We start from the raw sequence: 16,321 nt of genomic DNA, 5'->3' as shown, positions 1-16,321 counted from the left end.
CATCCCCTTCGCAGTGGATACGTGTCGGAGGCCGACGGTCACTTCTTGCCGTCCTCGTCCACGATCTCCGCGTCGACCACGTCGTCGGCGCCGCCGGCGGCACCGGCCTGCGGGCCGGTCGCCCCGGTCGCACCCGGGCCGGCCTCGCCACCCGGCTGCTGGCCCTGCTCGGCCTGCTGCGAGTAGAGCAGCGAACCGGCCTGCTGAGAGACCTGCGCCAGCCGCTCGTGCGCCGACTTGATCTTCTCGATGTCCTGACCGCCGAGGGCGCCGCGCAGCTCGCCGAGCGCCTCGTTGAGCTGCTCCCGGTTCTCGCTGGGCAGCTTGTCGCCGCTCTCGGCGAGGAACTTCTCGGTCTGCCACTGGAGCGCCTCGGCCACGTTGCGGGTCTCGGCGTCGTCGCGGCGGCGCTTGTCCTCCTCCGCGTGCTCCTCGGCGTCCCGGCGCATCCGCTCGATGTCGTCCTTCGGCAGCGAGGAGCCACCGGTGATCGTCATCTTCTGTTCCTTGCCGGTGCCCAGGTCCTTGGCGTGCACGTTGACGATGCCGTTGGCGTCGATGTCGAACGCGACCTCGATCTGCGGCACGCCGCGCGGCGCCGGCGGGAGGCCGGTCAGCTCGAAGGTGCCGAGCTTCTTGTTGTAGGCCGCGATCTCCCGCTCGCCCTGGAACACCTGGATCAGCACCGACGGCTGGTTGTCGTCCGCCGTGGTGAAGACCTCGGAGCGCTTGGTCGGGATGGTGGTGTTGCGCTCGATCAGCTTAGTGAAGATGCCACCCTTGGTCTCGATGCCCAGGCTCAGCGGCGTCACGTCGAGCAGCAGGACGTCCTTGACCTCGCCCTTGAGCACGCCGGCCTGGAGCGCGGCGCCGACGGCGACGACCTCGTCCGGGTTGACGCCCTTGTTGGGGTCACGGCCGGTGAGCTGCTTGACCAGGTCGGTCACGGCCGGCATCCGGGTCGAGCCGCCGACCAGGATCACGTGCTCGACGTCGGAGATCTTGATCCCGGCGTCCTTCACGGCCTGCTCGAACGGGCCCTTGCAGCGGTCCAACAGGTCCTGCGTCATCCGCTGGAACTCGGCGCGGCTGAGCGTCACGTCCAGGTGCAGCGGGCCGGCGGAGCCGGCGGTGATGTACGGCAGGTTGATGTTGGTGGTAGTGGCGGCGGACAGCTCGATCTTGGCCTTCTCGGCGGCCTCACGGAGCCGCTGGAGGGCCATCTTGTCCTGGCTCAGGTCGATGCCGTGCTCGCCGCGGAACGTCTTGACCAGGTGGTCGATGATCCGCTGGTCCCAGTCGTCGCCGCCGAGGTGGTTGTCACCGCTGGTCGACTTGACCTCGATGACGCCCTCGGCCAGCTCCAGCAGCGACACGTCGAAGGTGCCGCCGCCGAGGTCGAAGACCAGGACGGTCTGCTCCTTGGAGCCCTTGTCCAGCCCGTACGCCAGGGCTGCCGCGGTCGGCTCGTTGACGATCCGCAGCACGTTGAAGCCGGCGATCTCACCGGCCTCCTTGGTGGCCTGGCGCTGGCTGTCGTTGAAGTAGGCCGGGACGGTGATCACCGCGTCGGTGATCTGCTCGCCCAGGTACGCCTCGGCGTCCCGCTTGAGCTTCATCAGCGTCCGGGCCGAGATCTCCTGCGGGGTGTACTTCTTGCCGTCGATGTCGACGGACCAGTTCGTGCCGACCTCGCGCTTGACCGAGCGAATCGTCCGGTCCGGGTTCGTCACCGCCTGGCGCTTGGCGACCTCACCGACGAGCACCTCGCCGTTGCGGGCGAACGCGACGATCGACGGGGTCGTCCGCGAGCCCTCAGCGTTGGCGATGACGGTGGGCTCACCGCCCTCGAGAACGCTGACGCAGGAGTTCGTCGTGCCGAGGTCGATACCGACCGCACGTGCCATCTTCGCTTCCTCGCTTCGTAAGGTTGTGCAGGTGACGGGCACCGCCCGCGGACTGCCTGGCGGGCACCGCCCGCAGCGGGCCCACCACAAGTTGAGTGAACTTGACTCAATAGTGCCACGCCCCGGCGAATCGTCAAGTTGGGTTGAGCCGACCCGACGCAACCCAGCCGTTATTACCGTCCGGTTGTCTTCCCTTGCATCGGTCGGGCACGCTTTAGCGGTGACGACGCACGGCGATTCCGCCACCCGTTCCGGCGCGCCCGCCGTCGCAGCCCGCACCGGCCCGCCGGACGCCGCGGAGGAGCCGCCCGCCACCACCGGGGACGACAGCCTCCCCGGCGCGCTGACGGGTCTCCGGGCCGCGATCGGCGCGACCCGGTTCCCGCTCGCTCTGCCCTCCGCCGGCCCGGCCCGGCACACCGCCACCGCCCTCACCGACCAGCTCGACGACTACCTGCTGCCCCGGCTCGCCCGGCTCGACGCGCCACTGCTCGTGGTGGTCGGCGGTTCCACCGGCGCGGGCAAGTCGACCCTGGTCAACAGCCTGGTCAAGGCCCGGGTCAGCGCCGCCGGCGTGCTCCGGCCGACCACCCGCTCACCGGTGCTGGTCTGCAACCCGGCCGACGCGGCCTGGTTCCGGCAGGGTGATCTGCTGCCCGGGCTCACCCGCACCACCGAGCCGAGCGAGGACCCGCGCGCCCTGCACCTGGTCACCGCACCGGCCCTGCCCGCCGGGCTGGCCTTCCTCGACGCACCGGACATCGACTCGGTGGTCGACGCCAACCGGGCACTCGCCGGCCAACTGCTCGCCGCAGCCGACCTCTGGCTCTTCGTCACCACCGCCGCCCGGTACGCCGACGCGGTGCCCTGGGAGCTGCTGCGCAGCGCCCGGGCCCGGGGTGCGGTGATCGCCATGGTGCTCGACCGGGTGCCCGCGGAGGCCACCGACGAGATCTCCGCGCACCTGGCCGAGATGCTCACCGCACAGGATCTCGGCCGGGCGCCGCTGTTCGTGCTCCCGGAGACCTGGGTCGACGGTCAGGGGCTGCTGCCCGAGGGTGTCACCGCGCCCCTGGCCGACTGGTTCGCGCGGCTGGCCGCCGACGCCGACGCCCGGGCGGCCGTGGTCCGGCAGACCCTGGACGGGGCGCTGGCCGCACTGCACCCGGCCGTCGAGGAGCTGGCCGACGCCGCCGACGAGCAGGTCGCCGCCGCCGACAGTCTGGACGAGCGGGTCCGGGCTGCCTACCGGGGCGCCGAGCGGACCGTCGAGGAGGGCCTGCGGGACGGCCGCCTGCTCCGCGGCGAGGTGCTCGCCCGGTGGCAGGAGTTCGTCGGCACCGGGGAGCTGTTCCGCACCCTGGAGGCGCGGATCGGGCGCCTGCGGGATCGGGTGGTGGCCGCCGTCACCGGTCGTCCGGCTCCCGCCGCCGAGCTGCGCAACGCCATCGAGTCGCAGCTGGTCACGCTGCTGCGCGGGGTCGCTTCCGAGGCCGCCGAGGCCGCGTACACGGCGTGGAAGGCGCACCCGGCGGGTGCCGGGCTGCTCGACCCCGGGTTCGCCCACCCCAGCGACGACCTGCCCGAGCGCGCCGAACGGATGGTCCGGGACTGGCAGCGCGGGGTGCTGGAGCTGGTCCGTGTCGAGGGCGGCGACAAGCGGTTCGTGGCCCGCACGGCCGCGTACGCCGTGAACGCCACCGGGCTCGCCGTGATGATCGCCGTGTTCGCCTCCACCGCGTTCATCCCGACCGGGCTGGAGGTGGCCACCGGGGCCGGCACCACCGTCGCAGCCCAGGCCGTACTCCAGGCGATCTTCGGCGACCAGGCGGTCCGTACCCTCGCCGCCAAGGCCCGTGCCGACCTGCTGGAGCGGGTGCGGACGCTGCTCGACGCGGAGGCCGACCGCTTCCTGGCCCGCACCGCCGACGCCCGCCCCGCCGCGGACGCCGGCGACGGGTTGCGCCGGGCCGCCGGCCGGGTCGAGCTGGCCCGGCACCGCAGCGGCCTGGCGACCGGCGGCGACACACTGCCGGCCGTCGACGAGGAGGACTCCCGGTGACCAACATCGCCGGCCGGGTACGCGAGGCGTTCCGGGGCGACCAGCGGATCGACCCCGACGCGTTGATCGCCCGCCTGGACGCGGTACGCCGGTTCCTGACCGCGGTGGACGGCCTGCTGCCGGACTCCGAACTGGTGCCCGCGCACACCCTGGTCGAGCGGGCCGGCACCCGGCTCGCCCTGTCCCGCGACCACACCGTGGTCGCCCTGGCCGGCGCCACCGGCAGCGGCAAGTCCAGCCTGTTCAACGCGCTGGCCCGGCTGGAGCTCTCGCCGGTCGGGGTCCGCCGCCCGACGACCGGCGTCACGCACGCCTGCGTGTGGGGGGCGCTGGAGGGCGCCAACCGGCTGCTCGACTGGATCGGCGTGCTGCCCCGGCACCGCTTCGTCCGGGAGAGCGCGCTGGACGCGGACGACGAGACGGCGCTGCACGGGCTGATCCTGCTCGACCTGCCCGACTTCGACTCGGTGCAGCGGTCCCACCGACTGGAGGTGGACCGGCTGCTCGGCCTGGTCGACCAGGTGGTCTGGGTGGTCGACCCGCAGAAGTACGCCGACCGGGTCATCCACGACAGCTACCTGCGCGAGTTCCACCGCCACCGGGACGTCACCCTGGTCGTGCTCAACCAGGCCGACCGGCTACCCCCGGCCGAGCTGCCCCGGGTCCTGGACGACCTGCGCCGGCTGCTCGACGCGGACGGGCTGACCGGCGTACCGCTGCTGGCCACCACCGCCATCGACCCGGCCGGGATGGTCGGGCTGCGCACCGCGCTGGAACAGACGGTCGCCGAGCGACAGGCGGCACTGCGCCGGCTCGCCGGCGATGTCGACACGGTGGTCGCCGCGCTGGACGAACTGGTCGGCTCCGCCCGACCGGCGGGCGGACCGGACGACACCGCCGTCGGCGGGTTGAACCGGGCACTGGCCGGCGCGGCCGGCGTGCCGGCGGTGACCGAGGCGGTGGAGCAGGCGTACCGGCACCGGGCCGGCGCGGCCACCGGCTGGCCGGTGGTCCGGGGCTGGCGGCGGCTGCGACCCGACCCGCTGCGCCGCCTGCACCTGCCCGGCCCGGCCGGCGATCGCGCCGACCCCGCGGAGAGCCTGGTCGCCGCGACCTCGGTACCGGACCCGACGGCCGCCCAGCGCTCGGCGCTCGGCCTGGCGATCCGCGCGGTGGCCGACCGGGCCGCCGCCGACCTGCCTGCCGCCTGGCCGGCGGCGGTCACCTCCGCCGCCCGGTCCCGCCTCGGCGACCTGCCGGACGCGCTGGACCGCACGATCGCCGGCACCGACCTCGGCCTGGGCCGTCGACCCCTCTGGTGGCGGTTGGTCGGCGGTGTCCAGTGGTTGGTCACCCTGGCCGCCGTGGTCGGGTTGGGCTGGTTGATCCTCGGCTACGCGCTGCGGGCGCTCGGCCTGCCCGCACTGGACAACCCGATGGTCGGGCAGGTGCCACTGCCCACCCTGCTGCTGCTCGGCGGGCTGCTGGCCGGGCTCCTGGTGGCGGCGCTGACCCGTCCGGTGGTCCGCTGGGCGGCCCGGCGTGCCCGGCGCCGCGCCGAGCAGCGGCTGACGGCCGAGGTCGCCCGCGTGGGCGAGGAGTACGTGCTCGCCCCGGTGCGGATCGTGCTCGCCTCGTACGCGCAGGCGCGAGACGCGCTGCGGGACGCCGCCCGCCGCTGACGCCCCGCACGGCTCGCTACTCCTCTGCGCACCCCCCGAGCGGCGTAGGGTCGGAGCATGGCCACGCCTCAGACCCCTTACGACGCGGTGCTGCACGCCGCACGCGACGTGACCAAGCTGGAGTCGGCGCTGGACGCCGAAATGCTCGGCAGCGCCCTCCTGGGCAGCGTCTACGCGATCGCGGAGACCGACCGCGACGCCGCCGTACGGGAGTTCGTCACCGGGTTCCTCGCCGCCACCGCCCGCCGCCGGATCGCGGCGGCGACCACCATCCGGCAGGTCTTCGCCGCACTCATCCCCAACGCCGAGGGCACCGAACGGGTGCGCCCGGGCAGCCAGGCGCCGGCCTGGACCGGCCAGCTCGGCCGGGTGCACCTCACCGGCAGCTGGGCGTACGGCGACGTGTACGGCGACCAGACCTCCTACCTCGCCACCTTCGCCTACGACGACGCGGCCGGCGGCCCCGAGCACGCGCTGGTGGCCCTGGTCGACCACAACATCGGAATCACCAAGGACATCTTCGTCGGTGGGCCGGCGGAACGGATCCTGGACCAGGTCCGGCAGATGTGCGCGGACGACGAGCTGACCTGGTTCCGTACCGAGGACCCTGCCCAGCTGCGCGGCGAGGTGGCCCGCCACCTCGCCGTCACGGACGACCTGGGCGAACTGCCCGGCGAGGGTTCGCTCGCCACCGACCGGGCGCTGGTCGGCGCCCGGCTGGCGTTGCTGCCCACCGCCGCCGACCCGACCAGCCCCGCGGAGGTCGAGCCACTCTCCGCCGCCGAGCGCACCGAGCTGGTCCGGCGGTTCCTGGCCGCGCCGGAGGCCGCCCGTTTCGGGCTGGACGCCGTCGACGGCCCGGAGCTGGCCTCGCTGCACTTCTGCCTGAGCCTGGTTCTGGACCATTCGGCGACCTTCCCGGACGCCGACCCGATGCGGTGGAGCCCCGCCGTGGCCGGGCTCTTCCTGCTCGACTGGGTGCACCGCCGGGCCGTGCTGGACATGGACGACGCGGCGATGCTGCCCCGCGTGCTGCGCGCCTGGGCCCGGTACGCGTCGCGCCAGCGTGGGCTGCCCGAGACGGCCGCGACGCGCACCGACGAGGCGATCGAGGAGATGGTGCCGGAGTTCGCCCGCCTCTACTCGACCGGTGAGCGGCGCAGTCCCGCCACCGCAGCGGTGGCGCAGCTGATGGCCGATGGGGTCGACCCGGACGACCCGGCCGCACTGGACGCCTGGATCGAGGCGAACCGGCACCGTCTCGCCGACGACGGCGCCTGACGGCATCCCGGGCGGGCGGCACCTCGCCGCCCGCCCGGGCCCGGTCAGCGCAGCGGGCCCGGCCGGCACAGCGGCCCGGTCAGCGCAGCAGACCGAAGACCACGCCGGCGATCAGCGCGCCGAGCACGCCCCCGGCCAGCACCTGCGGAACGGTGTGGTCCCGTAGCCGCACCCGGGACCAGCCGACCACGCCCAGCAGGGGCGCGGCGACGAGCAGGTGGGTCCCGAAGGTCAGCACCAGAATGATCAGCGTGCCGGCAGCCACCGCCGAGTGGATCGACATCTTCCACCAGTGGCTCACCGACACGGCGACCACCAGCCCGACCAGCCCGGCCACCGCCAGTGCCAGCAACGGACGGGGTGCGCCGAGCACGGCGAGCAGGGCCAGCCCGGCGGCGACCGAGCCGAGGCCGACCAGCAACGGCACCCGGCGCTGCTCCCGACGGCCGATGTGGTGGTCCGTGAGCCGACCACGGCGTACTCCGCCGACGATGTAGGCGAACGGGATGCCGGTGACGAAGAGCGTGGCGAGCAGGCCCCACACCAGGCCGTGCCCGGCACTGCGGGAGCTGTGCCAGCTCACGGCGACCATCAGCAGCGACACCAGCACGGCGGGCGCGGTCAGCTCGGTGACCAGCCGGGCGACCCGCAACCCCGGGCCCGGTCGGGCGGTGACCGGGCGGAGTTGCGCACCGCCGCCCACGCCACCCCCTCCGGTACGCCCCTAGCGCCGACCGCCGCCGGCACCGGGTCAGTCGCGCCTGATCGTCACCGTACCGCCGGGGACACCGTGGGGTACGTCGGTCGGGCCAGCGGCGATCGACTGGCCGTGAGGGTCGGCCGGCCGGCCGGGAAGGTCGGTGATGTCGCGACGGTCGGGCGGGGCCGAGTGGGCGGTGAACCGGGGCCGGCGGGTGGCGTGGGTGTGGTGGCCGGCTCGGACAGGGTGCTGGTTGGCACGGCGCTCGCGGTCGGGGGGTCGGTCACGGTAGGCGTCGTCGGCGGAGTCTCCGTCGGGCTCGGCGTCGGGCTCGGCGTCGGGCTCGGCGTCGGGCTCGGCGTCGGGCTCGGGTCCGGGTCCGGCGGGCGGGTCGGCGAGGGCACCGGCGACGGGCTGGGCGGAGGCGAGGCCGGGGGCGTGCTCCGAGTGGGCCTCGGCGGGGGCTGCGGGGGCACCACCCGGACCGGCACCGGATCTACCCCGGCGCGGCCAGGGTCCGTCCGGTCCTGGTCACGTCGGGAAGCCGCGGGCAGCCAGCCGGCGGTCGCGGCCGGACCGACGCTGGGCGTGGCGGGTGGCGGGACCGCCGGCTGACTGGTCGCCGGCACCGGGATCACCACCGGCCCGACCGACGGGGTCGGGATGAACGGGGTGCTGCTGTCCGGCAGCGCGGTGCTGCCCGGGGTGGCCGAGCCCGCGCTGATGGCCGCGAGGATGGGCATCGACGCGGTGCCGGCCAGCAGAGCGACGGTGAGCAGGTAACCCCGCGACGGGCCGCCGGCGCCAGGAGCGCGGTGCGCGCCGACCACCCGGCGGTAGCCGCCGGCCGACCGGTGCCGGCCGAGCGCGGGTGTGCCGGGACCGTCACCTGGCTCGTACACCGCACACCCCTTGTCGTCAGCCGTCGGAGGACGCGGATGGACGTCACCGGCTGGAAACACCGGCAAATCACCCGATCGACGCGATCCTGCGGTAAACAGCCTCGCCCAGTCACCGTCCGTCAGCCAACCTCCACTGCGTGTCGACACGCGGAGATGGCCCGAACGGTGACGAACCATCGCCGGTAGGCCCGGTGGGCGTGGTGAGGCACGATGACGACAAAGGCCCTCAAACAGGGGGCGGTCGGAATGCGGGGCGGGCGTACTGTGGGCGCGCTCACCTGCTCTGCGAATATGGAGCACGACGGCAACGCAGCCGTGACCTCCGCGCACCCTGGCGGCAGGCGCGGCTGAGCGCCGGCGCTCCCGAACCGGGTTCGGCCAGAATCCGGCTCACGCCGCGCGGCAACCCCCACCGGGGCTAGGCGCGGCCGCCAGGAACCGGTCCGGCAGCAGCCGGACAGGCGCACGAGTTGCGCGGCCGGGTGACCCCCCGGTGCCGACGCAGACACGACAGGGAGAGACGGATGGCAAAGGGCGACCCCGGGGGCACCACCCGCGGCAGGCGGGCGGCACCCCGCTCCAGGAAGAGCGCAGCCGGCGACCCCGAGCTGGTGCAGCTGCTCACCCCCGAAGGCGAGCGGATCGAGAGCGCCACCGGGCCGGACGGCACCGAGTATCGCGTCGACTTCACCGACGAGGAGTACCGCGGGCTCTACCGCGACCTCGTGCTGGTCCGCAAGCTGGACGCCGAGGCGACCGCGCTCCAGCGTCAGGGCGAGCTGGGCATCTGGGCCAGCCTGCTCGGCCAGGAGGCGGCGCAGGTCGGCTCCGGGCGGGCGCTGCGCACCCAGGACATGGCCTTCCCGACCTACCGGGAGCACGGCGTCCTCTACTGCCGCGGCATCGACCCGATCATGCCGCTCGGCCTGTTCCGTGGCGTCGACCAGGGCGGCTGGGACCCGAACGAGTTCAAGTTCAACATGTACACGATCGTGATCGGGGCGCAGACCCTGCACGCGACCGGCTACGCCATGGGCATCACCATGGACGGCAAGACCGGCACCGACGACGGCGAAGCGGTGATCGCCTACTTCGGCGACGGTGCCACCAGCCAGGGCGATGTCAACGAGGCGTTCGTCTGGGCCGGCGTGTTCAACGCGCCGATGGTCTTCTTCTGCCAGAACAACCAGTACGCGATCTCCGAGCCGCTGGAGCGGCAGACCCGGATCCCGCTCTACCAGCGGGCCGCCGGCTTCGGCTTCCCCGGTATCCGGGTGGACGGCAACGACGTGCTGGCCACGTACGCGGTCACCCGCACCGCGCTGGACAACGCGCGGCACGGGCAGGGCCCGAGCCTGATCGAGGCGTACACCTACCGGATGGGCGCGCACACCACCTCCGACGACCCGACCCGCTACCGGATCGCCAGCGAGGTCGAGGCGTGGCAGGCCAAGGACCCGATCGCCCGGGTCAAGGCCTTCCTGGAGAAGCAGCAGATCGCCGACGCGGACTTCTTCGCCGAGGTCGACGAGCAGGCCCGCCGTGAGTCGGTGCACCTGCGCGAGCGGGTGCTCGCCATGCCCAACCCCGAGCCGGTGACGATGTTCGACCACGTCTACCCGAACGGGTCTCCGCTGCTCGACGAGCAGCGCGCGCAGTTCAGCCGCTACATGGAGTCGTTCGAGGGGAGCGCCCACTGATGGCCACGGAGACGCTCACCCTCGGCAAGGCCCTCAACACCGGTCTGCGCCGCGCCCTCGAGAACGACCCCAAGGTCATCATCATGGGCGAGGACGTCGGCAAGCTCGGCGGCGTGTTCCGGATCACCGACGGGCTCCAGAAGGACTTCGGCGACCAGCGGGTGATCGACACCCCGCTGGCCGAGTCCGGCATCATCGGCACCGCGGTCGGCCTGGCCATCCGCGGCTTCCGGCCGGTCTGCGAGATCCAGTTCGACGGCTTCGTCTACCCCGCGTACGACCAGATCGTGTCGCAGGTGGCGAAGATGCACTACCGCTCACGCGGCAAGCTCAGCATCCCGATGGTGATCCGGATCCCGTTCGGTGGCGGCATCGGCGCTGTCGAGCACCACTCGGAGTCGCCGGAGGCGTACTTCGCGCACACCGCCGGCCTGAAGGTGGTGTCCTGCGCCAACCCGCAGGACGCGTACGTGATGATTCAGCAGGCCATCGCCTCGGACGACCCGATCGTCTTCCTGGAGCCCAAGCGGCGCTACTGGGAGAAGGGGCAGGTCGACCTGGACGCGCCGCTGTCCGACGCGTACCCGCTGCACTCGGCCCGAGTGGTCCGGCCCGGCACCGACGTGACCGTGCTGGCGTACGGGCCGATGGTCCGGACGTGCCTGGAGGCGGCGACCGCCGCCGCCGAGGACGGCCGGGAGCTGGAGGTCATCGACCTGCGCTCGCTCTCCCCGCTGGACATGGCCGCGGCCTACGAGTCGGTGAAGCGCACCGGCCGCGCGGTGGTGGTGCACGAGGCGCCGTCCAACATCGGCCTCGGCGCCGAGCTCGCCGCGCGGATCACCGAGGAGTGCTTCTACTCCCTGGAGTCGCCGGTGCTGCGCGTGACCGGCTTCGACACCCCCTACCCGGCCGCCCGGGTGGAGGAGGAGTACCTGCCCGACCTCGACCGGGTGCTCGACGCCGTCGACCGCACCTTCGGCTGGTGAGCGGCATGTCCCGGATCAAGGAGTTCAACCTGCCCGACCTGGGCGAGGGGTTGACCGAGGGCGAGATCCTGTCCTGGCTGGTCAAGGTCGGCGACACCATCGAGCTGAACCAGCCGATCGTCGAGGTGGAGACGGCGAAGGCGGCCGTCGAGATCCCGGCGAAGTGGGCCGGCCAGGTCCAGGCGATCTTCCACCCGGAGGGCACCACGGTCGAGGTCGGTACGCCGATCATCGCGATCGACACCGACCCGGGCGCCGGCCCGCTGGACACGCCGTCGACCACGGCCACGCCCGGCGGTGACCTGCCCACCCCCTCGGCGGCCTCGTTGGCCGCCGTCGAGGTGGCACCGGCCGAGGGCATGGTCGAGCCCGGTCTGATCGGCGGCCCCGCCCCGGGTGGGCGGACCGCGGTGCTGGTCGGCTACGGCCCGCGTACCACCGCCGCGAAGCGCCGGCCGCGCAAGGGTGCCGTCCCGGCGCAGGCCGCAGCGACGCCCACGGCCGCGCCGACGCCAGCTCCGGCGCCGGTCGCGCCGGCGCCGCAGCCGGTGGCCGTGTCGACGCCGGTCGCTGCGGCGACCGGCCGGCTGGTGCTGGCCAAGCCGCCGGTACGCAAGCTCGCCAAGGACCTCGGGGTCGACCTGAGCGCGCTGACCGGTTCGGGTCCGCTGGGCTCGATCACCCGGGAGGACGTGCAGCAGGCGGCGAACGGGGCCGTGACGGCCGCCGAGCCGATCGCGGCGACGTCGACGGCGACGAGCGCCGCCAGCTTCGGCGCGGACCGCGAGCAGCGCATCCCGGTCAAGGGGGTCCGCAAGCTCACCGCCGAGAACATGTCCCGCTCGGCGTTCACCGCCCCGCACGTGACGGAGTTCCTGACCGTCGACGTGACCCGGGCGATGAAGGCGCTGGACCGGCTGCGCGGCCGGCGGGAGTGGCGCGACGTCCGCGTCTCACCGCTGCTGCTGGTGGCGAAGGCCGTGCTCCTGGCGGTCAAGCGGCACCCGATGGTCAACTCGACCTGGGCCGGCGACGAGATCGTGGTCAAGGAGTACGTCAACCTCGGCATCGCGGCGGCCACCGAGCGCGGCCTCATCGTGCCGAACGTCAAGGACGCCGGCCGGCTCTCGCTACGCGAGCTGGCGGACGCGCTGAACGACCTGGTGCAGACGGCGAAGTCCGGCCGGACCTCGCCGGCGGACATGTCCGGCGGCACCCTGACCATCACCAACGTGGGGGTGTTCGGGGTGGACACCGGGACGCCGATCCTGCCGCCGGGTGAGTCGGCGATCCTGGCCTTCGGCGCGGTGCGGGAGATGCCCTGGGTGCACAAGGGCAAGGTCAAGGCTCGTCAGGTCACCACGCTGGGGTTGAGCTTCGACCACCGGATCATCGACGGTGAGCTGGGCTCGAAGTTCCTGCGCGACATCGGCGACTTCCTCGCCGATCCGGAGGCGGCGCTGCTCGCCTGGACCTGACCGTCCGAACGCCAGCCACGGCCGGTGTGCCACGGGTTAACGCCCGGCACACCGGCCGTGTCTGTTGGGCGACGAAACCGTCGGCGCGTAGGCCCTCTGACCTTCGATTGTTAGGCAGGTGTCTCAGCTCACCTAATAATCGATGGAAGTTGACCGGGTTCTGCGGTTGAATAGATGCATCAGGGGCCAACAACCGAATAGCCAGGGGGACCCACCAAATGAGCATGATCGAGCGAATCCGCAACCACCGCGACGCCACCCGCCGCGCCCGTGCCATCGAGCACGCGCTGCGCTCGGCGAACTCGCCGGCCGTCCGCGAGGAACTCCTCATCATCGCCCAGCGTCACATGGGCTGACGCTCCACGACATTCCTCACCTCCTCCAGATCGATGGCCCGCCCGGCCCACGGGCGGGCCATCGGCGTTTCCCCACCTCGCGGCACCGGGATTCCGCCGTGCCGCAGCGCCCGGTACGGTGGGCTTCGGTCGCCGCCCGCCGGCCCGGCACCGGCCGAGCCGATAGAAGCTGCTCGACACCGACCGGCAACGCGGAGTGACGGCCGGTGCTCCTTGGACGCCCCGTGTGGCCACCGGATACGGTGCGGGGAGCCGGCACGGCCGTACGCCGGTGACGCCGGCAGCCATGCCGAGGAGACCGATCGGCACCGGCGGCCGACATGTGATGGAGGAGGCGCACCGATGACGTCCGAGGGCCCGCACCGCCCCGGCCAGGAGCCGGACGAGGTGTCACCGGGCGCCGGCGGACCGGCGCCGTACGGCGACCGCCCGGCGCAGCCGGACAACGGCTACAACGCCCCCGGCCCCGACCTGGGCTGGGCACCCCCGCCGCCGAACCCGGCGGCCCCGGCCTGGGCCGCCCAGTCCGAGCAGCAGCCGAACCCCGCCTGGGGTGCCGCCGCCGTGCCGCAGCCCACTGAGCCGGCACAGCCCGCCTGGGCCACCGGCGGTGGCGCGAACGAGCCGCCGCAGCAGCCCGGCACCTGGGCCGGCGCTGGTGGCGGTGGCGCACCCGACCACACGCAACCCGCCCCGTGGCCCGCCCAGCAGCAGAGCTGGACGCCAGCCGAGCAGGGCGCACCCGGGTGGGCCCCCGCAGCCGCCGAGCAGCCCGACTGGGTGCAGGCCCAGCCGGCTGCGCGGGGTGCCGCGCAGGTGCCGCCCGCCACCGCCGCCTGGCCAGCCCAGGACGACCCGGCCCGCTCCGGCGGCTGGAACGCGGACGCCCAGCAGGACGACCCCGCCCGCTCCGGCGGTTGGGGCGCGGCAGCGCAGGCCAACCCGCCCGCCGGCGACTGGCGCGGCGCCGAGTCGCAGCAGTCCGAGTCGGCGCAGGCCGCCAGCTGGCCCGGCAGCGGTTCCGGTCAGCAGGACGACCAGCCGGTGTGGACGCCGGCCGAGCAGTCCCCCCAGACCTGGGGTCAGGCCGCCGAGCCGACCGAGCAGCCGGCACCCGGTTGGGGCCAGGCCGAGCCGGCCGCGGTCCGCGGCGCGGCGCAGGTGCCAGCGCAGGCGCAGGCGCCGAACTGGCCCGGCCAGGACGACCCGGCCCGCTCCGGCGGCTGGGCCGCACAGCAGCAGCAGGCACAGCCCGGCGGGTGGGCCGACGGCACCGACGTGCAGCAGGACGAGGCCGCTCAACCCGCCGCCTGGGGTAGCGCAGAGGGCCGCCCGCAGCAGCCGGACTGGGTGCTCTCTCCGCAGGACCAGCCGGCCGAGCGCCCGGAACCGGCGGAATGGACCCCGGAGGCGACCAGCACCCCGGCCCGCGCCAGCGCCAGCGTGCCGAGCAACGACGGGACGCCCGCCTGGGCCGCCGCCCCCGACAACGCCGCCCAGGGCAGCGCCGGCGTGCCGGAAGCCCAGCCGTGGGCGCCCGGCGAGGTGTGGGGCCGCGCCGAGGCGGAAGCCGCCCAGTCCCGCGGTGACTGGGAGGCGGGCCGGGGCGACGAGTCTCCGGTCTACCAGCCCGCTCCCGCGCCGGGCATCTCGCCCGCCAACGCGGTGCCACTGCCTCCGCAGGAGCAGCGCGTGCCGGGCGCCAGCCTGGCTGCCGCCCCGCCGGCCAACTACGTGCCGCCGGCCCAGTACGCCCCTGAGCAGCCGGCGTACGCCGAGCGGGAGACCCCGGACGCCGCCGCGCAGTACGAGGCGGAGCCGGCCGGTTGGGGCCGGGCCGAGGAGGCTCCGGCGGCCGGCGCGGCGGTGCCCTCCCCGCGTACCTCTCCGGAGGCCGGAGCGGGCCGCGCGGTCGTACCGTCGCCGGAGGCCGAGTCGGCGGCCGGCGCGGCAGGCCGGGCGTCGGCGAGCGCCTCGGTGCCGTTGGCCAGCCGGGTGATGCCTCCAACCGACCAGGCCGTACGACCGGCCGGCGCACCCGCGCCGCAGCCCCGGGTGTACGGCCGTCCGTCCCGCCCCGAGCCGGAGAACGAGCCGGAGCAGGCGGCGCCGGAGGCGTTCCAGGCTGACCCGGGTCCCGAGCGCCAGAGCCCACCGGACTGGCAGAACGGCCCCGACCGGCAGGCCGCACCCGACTGGTCGAACAGCCCGGACCGCCAGGCCGCACCCGACTGGCAGAACGGCCCGGACCGCCAGGCCGCACCCGACTGGCAGAACGGCCCGGACCGCCAGAGCGCACCGGACTGGCAGAACGGCCCCGACCGGCAGGCCGCACCCGACTGGTCGAACGGCCCGGACCGCCAGGCTGCCCCCGGATGGGGCGGCGAGTCCCCGGCCGAGCCGCACTTCGACGACCGGGACCGGCCGGCGGCGCCGAACGGGTTCGGTGACGCGGCGTCCCCGCCGCCGGCGTTTCCGCCGGGTGTGCCGTCGTTCGTCGACACGCCGGGCAGCAACCGGCCGGTGAACGGGGTCCGGCCGCAGGCCGGCGCCGAGCGCCCGGCCGACCGGTTCGGCGCCCCCGGATCCCCGGCCGCCGGCACCGCCGGAGTGAACGGCACGCCGGGCTTCGGCGGCCCGGGCTTCGGCGGCGGACCGGCCACCGAGCCGGCACGGGGCGGCGGCTTCCCGCCGGCCTTCCCGCCGGCGCCCCAGCAGCCGGCGTGGGGCCAGGGAGCCACCGAGTCGGACCAGGGCCGGTTCGACGCGTTCAAGCCGGACGCCGACCAGCCGAAGGCGGAGCCACCGGTGCCGAAGGTGCGCAACGGCCGGGTGCTGGCGGCGGTGCTGATCGCCGCCGTGCTGATCCTGGCGGTGCCGCTCGGCCTGCTGATGCTGCTGGGCAAGTTCGGCGGGGACGACACGCCGGCCTTCGACCCGGCGGTCGGCACCTGCGTGAAGCAGTCCGGCCAGGGCGCCTCGGCGGTGGACTGTGGCGAGGAGGGCGCGTTCACCATCGTTTCCAAGGTGGATGCGAAGGACAAGTGCGCCGACCCGGCCCAGCCGCACGTGGTGCTGCCCGGCGACGGCACCAACCGGGTGCTCTGCCTCAAGCCGGCCACCAAGTAGCGCGAACCGACGGCGGGGCCACGGACGACCGTGGCCCCGCCCTCGTCGTCCCACCAGGCCGGAGTGGGTGCGTACGCTCGCCCGGATCTCGGTGGCTCGCCCCCTCCGGCTGGCGGCGGGCCGGTGATCAGGCAC

The 16,321-nt window shown here is 74.2% G+C and carries 11 protein-coding genes; 8 read left to right on the top strand and 3 right to left on the bottom strand.

Annotated elements, in window-relative coordinates:
* Window positions 1-38 precede the first annotated feature (38 nt).
* A complete protein-coding gene (gene dnaK, locus BUS84_RS23915) occupies window positions 39-1,907 on the bottom strand; it encodes a molecular chaperone DnaK (protein WP_074315762.1) in 1,869 nt (622 codons plus the stop codon).
* Between the two features lie 220 nt (window positions 1,908-2,127).
* Here dnaK and BUS84_RS23910 point away from each other — a divergent pair, with 220 nt between their 5' ends.
* The 3 genes from BUS84_RS23910 to BUS84_RS23900 are packed head-to-tail and all read left to right on the top strand — an operon-like array spanning window position 2,128 to window position 6,932.
* A complete protein-coding gene (locus BUS84_RS23910) occupies window positions 2,128-3,969 on the top strand; it encodes a GTPase domain-containing protein (protein WP_074315760.1) in 1,842 nt (613 codons plus the stop codon).
* On the top strand, window positions 3,966-5,651 hold the full coding sequence (locus BUS84_RS23905; protein WP_084757573.1) for a GTPase: 1,686 nt from the start codon (window positions 3,966-3,968) through the stop codon (window positions 5,649-5,651). The genes BUS84_RS23910 and BUS84_RS23905 overlap by 4 nt, the downstream gene beginning before the upstream one ends.
* Before the next feature lie 57 nt (window positions 5,652-5,708).
* Complete coding sequence (locus tag BUS84_RS23900) at window positions 5,709-6,932, top strand: hypothetical protein (protein WP_074315758.1); 1,224 nt, start codon at window positions 5,709-5,711, stop codon at window positions 6,930-6,932.
* Between the two features lie 79 nt (window positions 6,933-7,011).
* Here BUS84_RS23900 and BUS84_RS23895 read toward each other — a convergent pair whose 3' ends face one another.
* Window positions 7,012-7,635, bottom strand: a complete 624-nt coding sequence (locus BUS84_RS23895; protein WP_074315756.1) for a phosphatase PAP2 family protein — start codon at window positions 7,633-7,635, stop codon at window positions 7,012-7,014.
* Window positions 7,636-7,700: 65 nt separating this feature from the next.
* Window positions 7,701-8,534: a hypothetical protein gene (locus BUS84_RS37675; RefSeq protein WP_143728495.1), complete on the bottom strand. Its 834-nt coding sequence runs from the start codon at window positions 8,532-8,534 to the stop codon at window positions 7,701-7,703.
* A gap of 524 nt (window positions 8,535-9,058) precedes the next feature.
* On the opposite strand from BUS84_RS37675, the gene pdhA reads away from it, so the two are divergent.
* From pdhA to BUS84_RS40745, 5 genes are all read left to right on the top strand, one after another.
* On the top strand, window positions 9,059-10,234 hold the full coding sequence (gene pdhA / locus BUS84_RS23885) for a pyruvate dehydrogenase (acetyl-transferring) E1 component subunit alpha (RefSeq protein WP_074315753.1): 1,176 nt from the start codon (window positions 9,059-9,061) through the stop codon (window positions 10,232-10,234).
* Window positions 10,234-11,223, top strand: coding sequence for an alpha-ketoacid dehydrogenase subunit beta (locus tag BUS84_RS23880; protein ID WP_074315751.1), 990 nt, complete (start codon window positions 10,234-10,236; stop codon window positions 11,221-11,223). The genes pdhA and BUS84_RS23880 overlap by 1 nt, the downstream gene beginning before the upstream one ends.
* A 5-nt stretch (window positions 11,224-11,228) precedes the next feature.
* Window positions 11,229-12,701 carry a dihydrolipoamide acetyltransferase family protein gene (locus BUS84_RS23875; protein ID WP_074315749.1) on the top strand — a complete coding sequence of 491 codons (1,473 nt, stop codon included), beginning with the start codon at window positions 11,229-11,231 and terminating at the stop codon, window positions 12,699-12,701.
* Between the two features lie 224 nt (window positions 12,702-12,925).
* Complete coding sequence (locus BUS84_RS40750; protein WP_280175172.1) at window positions 12,926-13,057, top strand: hypothetical protein; 132 nt, start codon at window positions 12,926-12,928, stop codon at window positions 13,055-13,057.
* Between the two features lie 342 nt (window positions 13,058-13,399).
* Window positions 13,400-16,186: an LppU/SCO3897 family protein gene (locus tag BUS84_RS40745; protein ID WP_074315747.1), complete on the top strand. Its 2,787-nt coding sequence runs from the start codon at window positions 13,400-13,402 to the stop codon at window positions 16,184-16,186.
* Window positions 16,187-16,321 lie beyond the last annotated feature (135 nt).

The sequence above is a fragment of the Micromonospora cremea genome (assembly GCF_900143515.1).
In the GTDB taxonomy this organism is placed as follows: Bacteria; Actinomycetota; Actinomycetes; order Mycobacteriales; family Micromonosporaceae; genus Micromonospora; species Micromonospora cremea.
The sequence above is the reverse complement of the archived record's forward strand: the minus strand, read 5'-3'. Positions and strand labels throughout refer to the sequence as shown.

Bases quoted from the DNA above. Each gene is read 5' to 3' on its own strand.
- dnaK (WP_074315762.1), bottom strand. From the start codon at position 1,907: ATGGCACGTGCGGTCGGTATCGACCTCGGCACGACGAACTCCTGCGTC.
- BUS84_RS23900 (WP_074315758.1), top strand. From the start codon at position 5,709: ATGGCCACGCCTCAGACCCCTTACGACGCGGTGCTGCACGCCGCACGC.
- pdhA (WP_074315753.1), top strand. From the start codon at position 9,059: ATGGCAAAGGGCGACCCCGGGGGCACCACCCGCGGCAGGCGGGCGGCA.
- BUS84_RS23880 (WP_074315751.1), top strand. From the start codon at position 10,234: ATGGCCACGGAGACGCTCACCCTCGGCAAGGCCCTCAACACCGGTCTG.
- BUS84_RS23875 (WP_074315749.1), top strand. From the start codon at position 11,229: ATGTCCCGGATCAAGGAGTTCAACCTGCCCGACCTGGGCGAGGGGTTG.
- BUS84_RS40750 (WP_280175172.1), top strand. From the start codon at position 12,926: ATGATCGAGCGAATCCGCAACCACCGCGACGCCACCCGCCGCGCCCGT.
- BUS84_RS40745 (WP_074315747.1), top strand. From the start codon at position 13,400: ATGACGTCCGAGGGCCCGCACCGCCCCGGCCAGGAGCCGGACGAGGTG.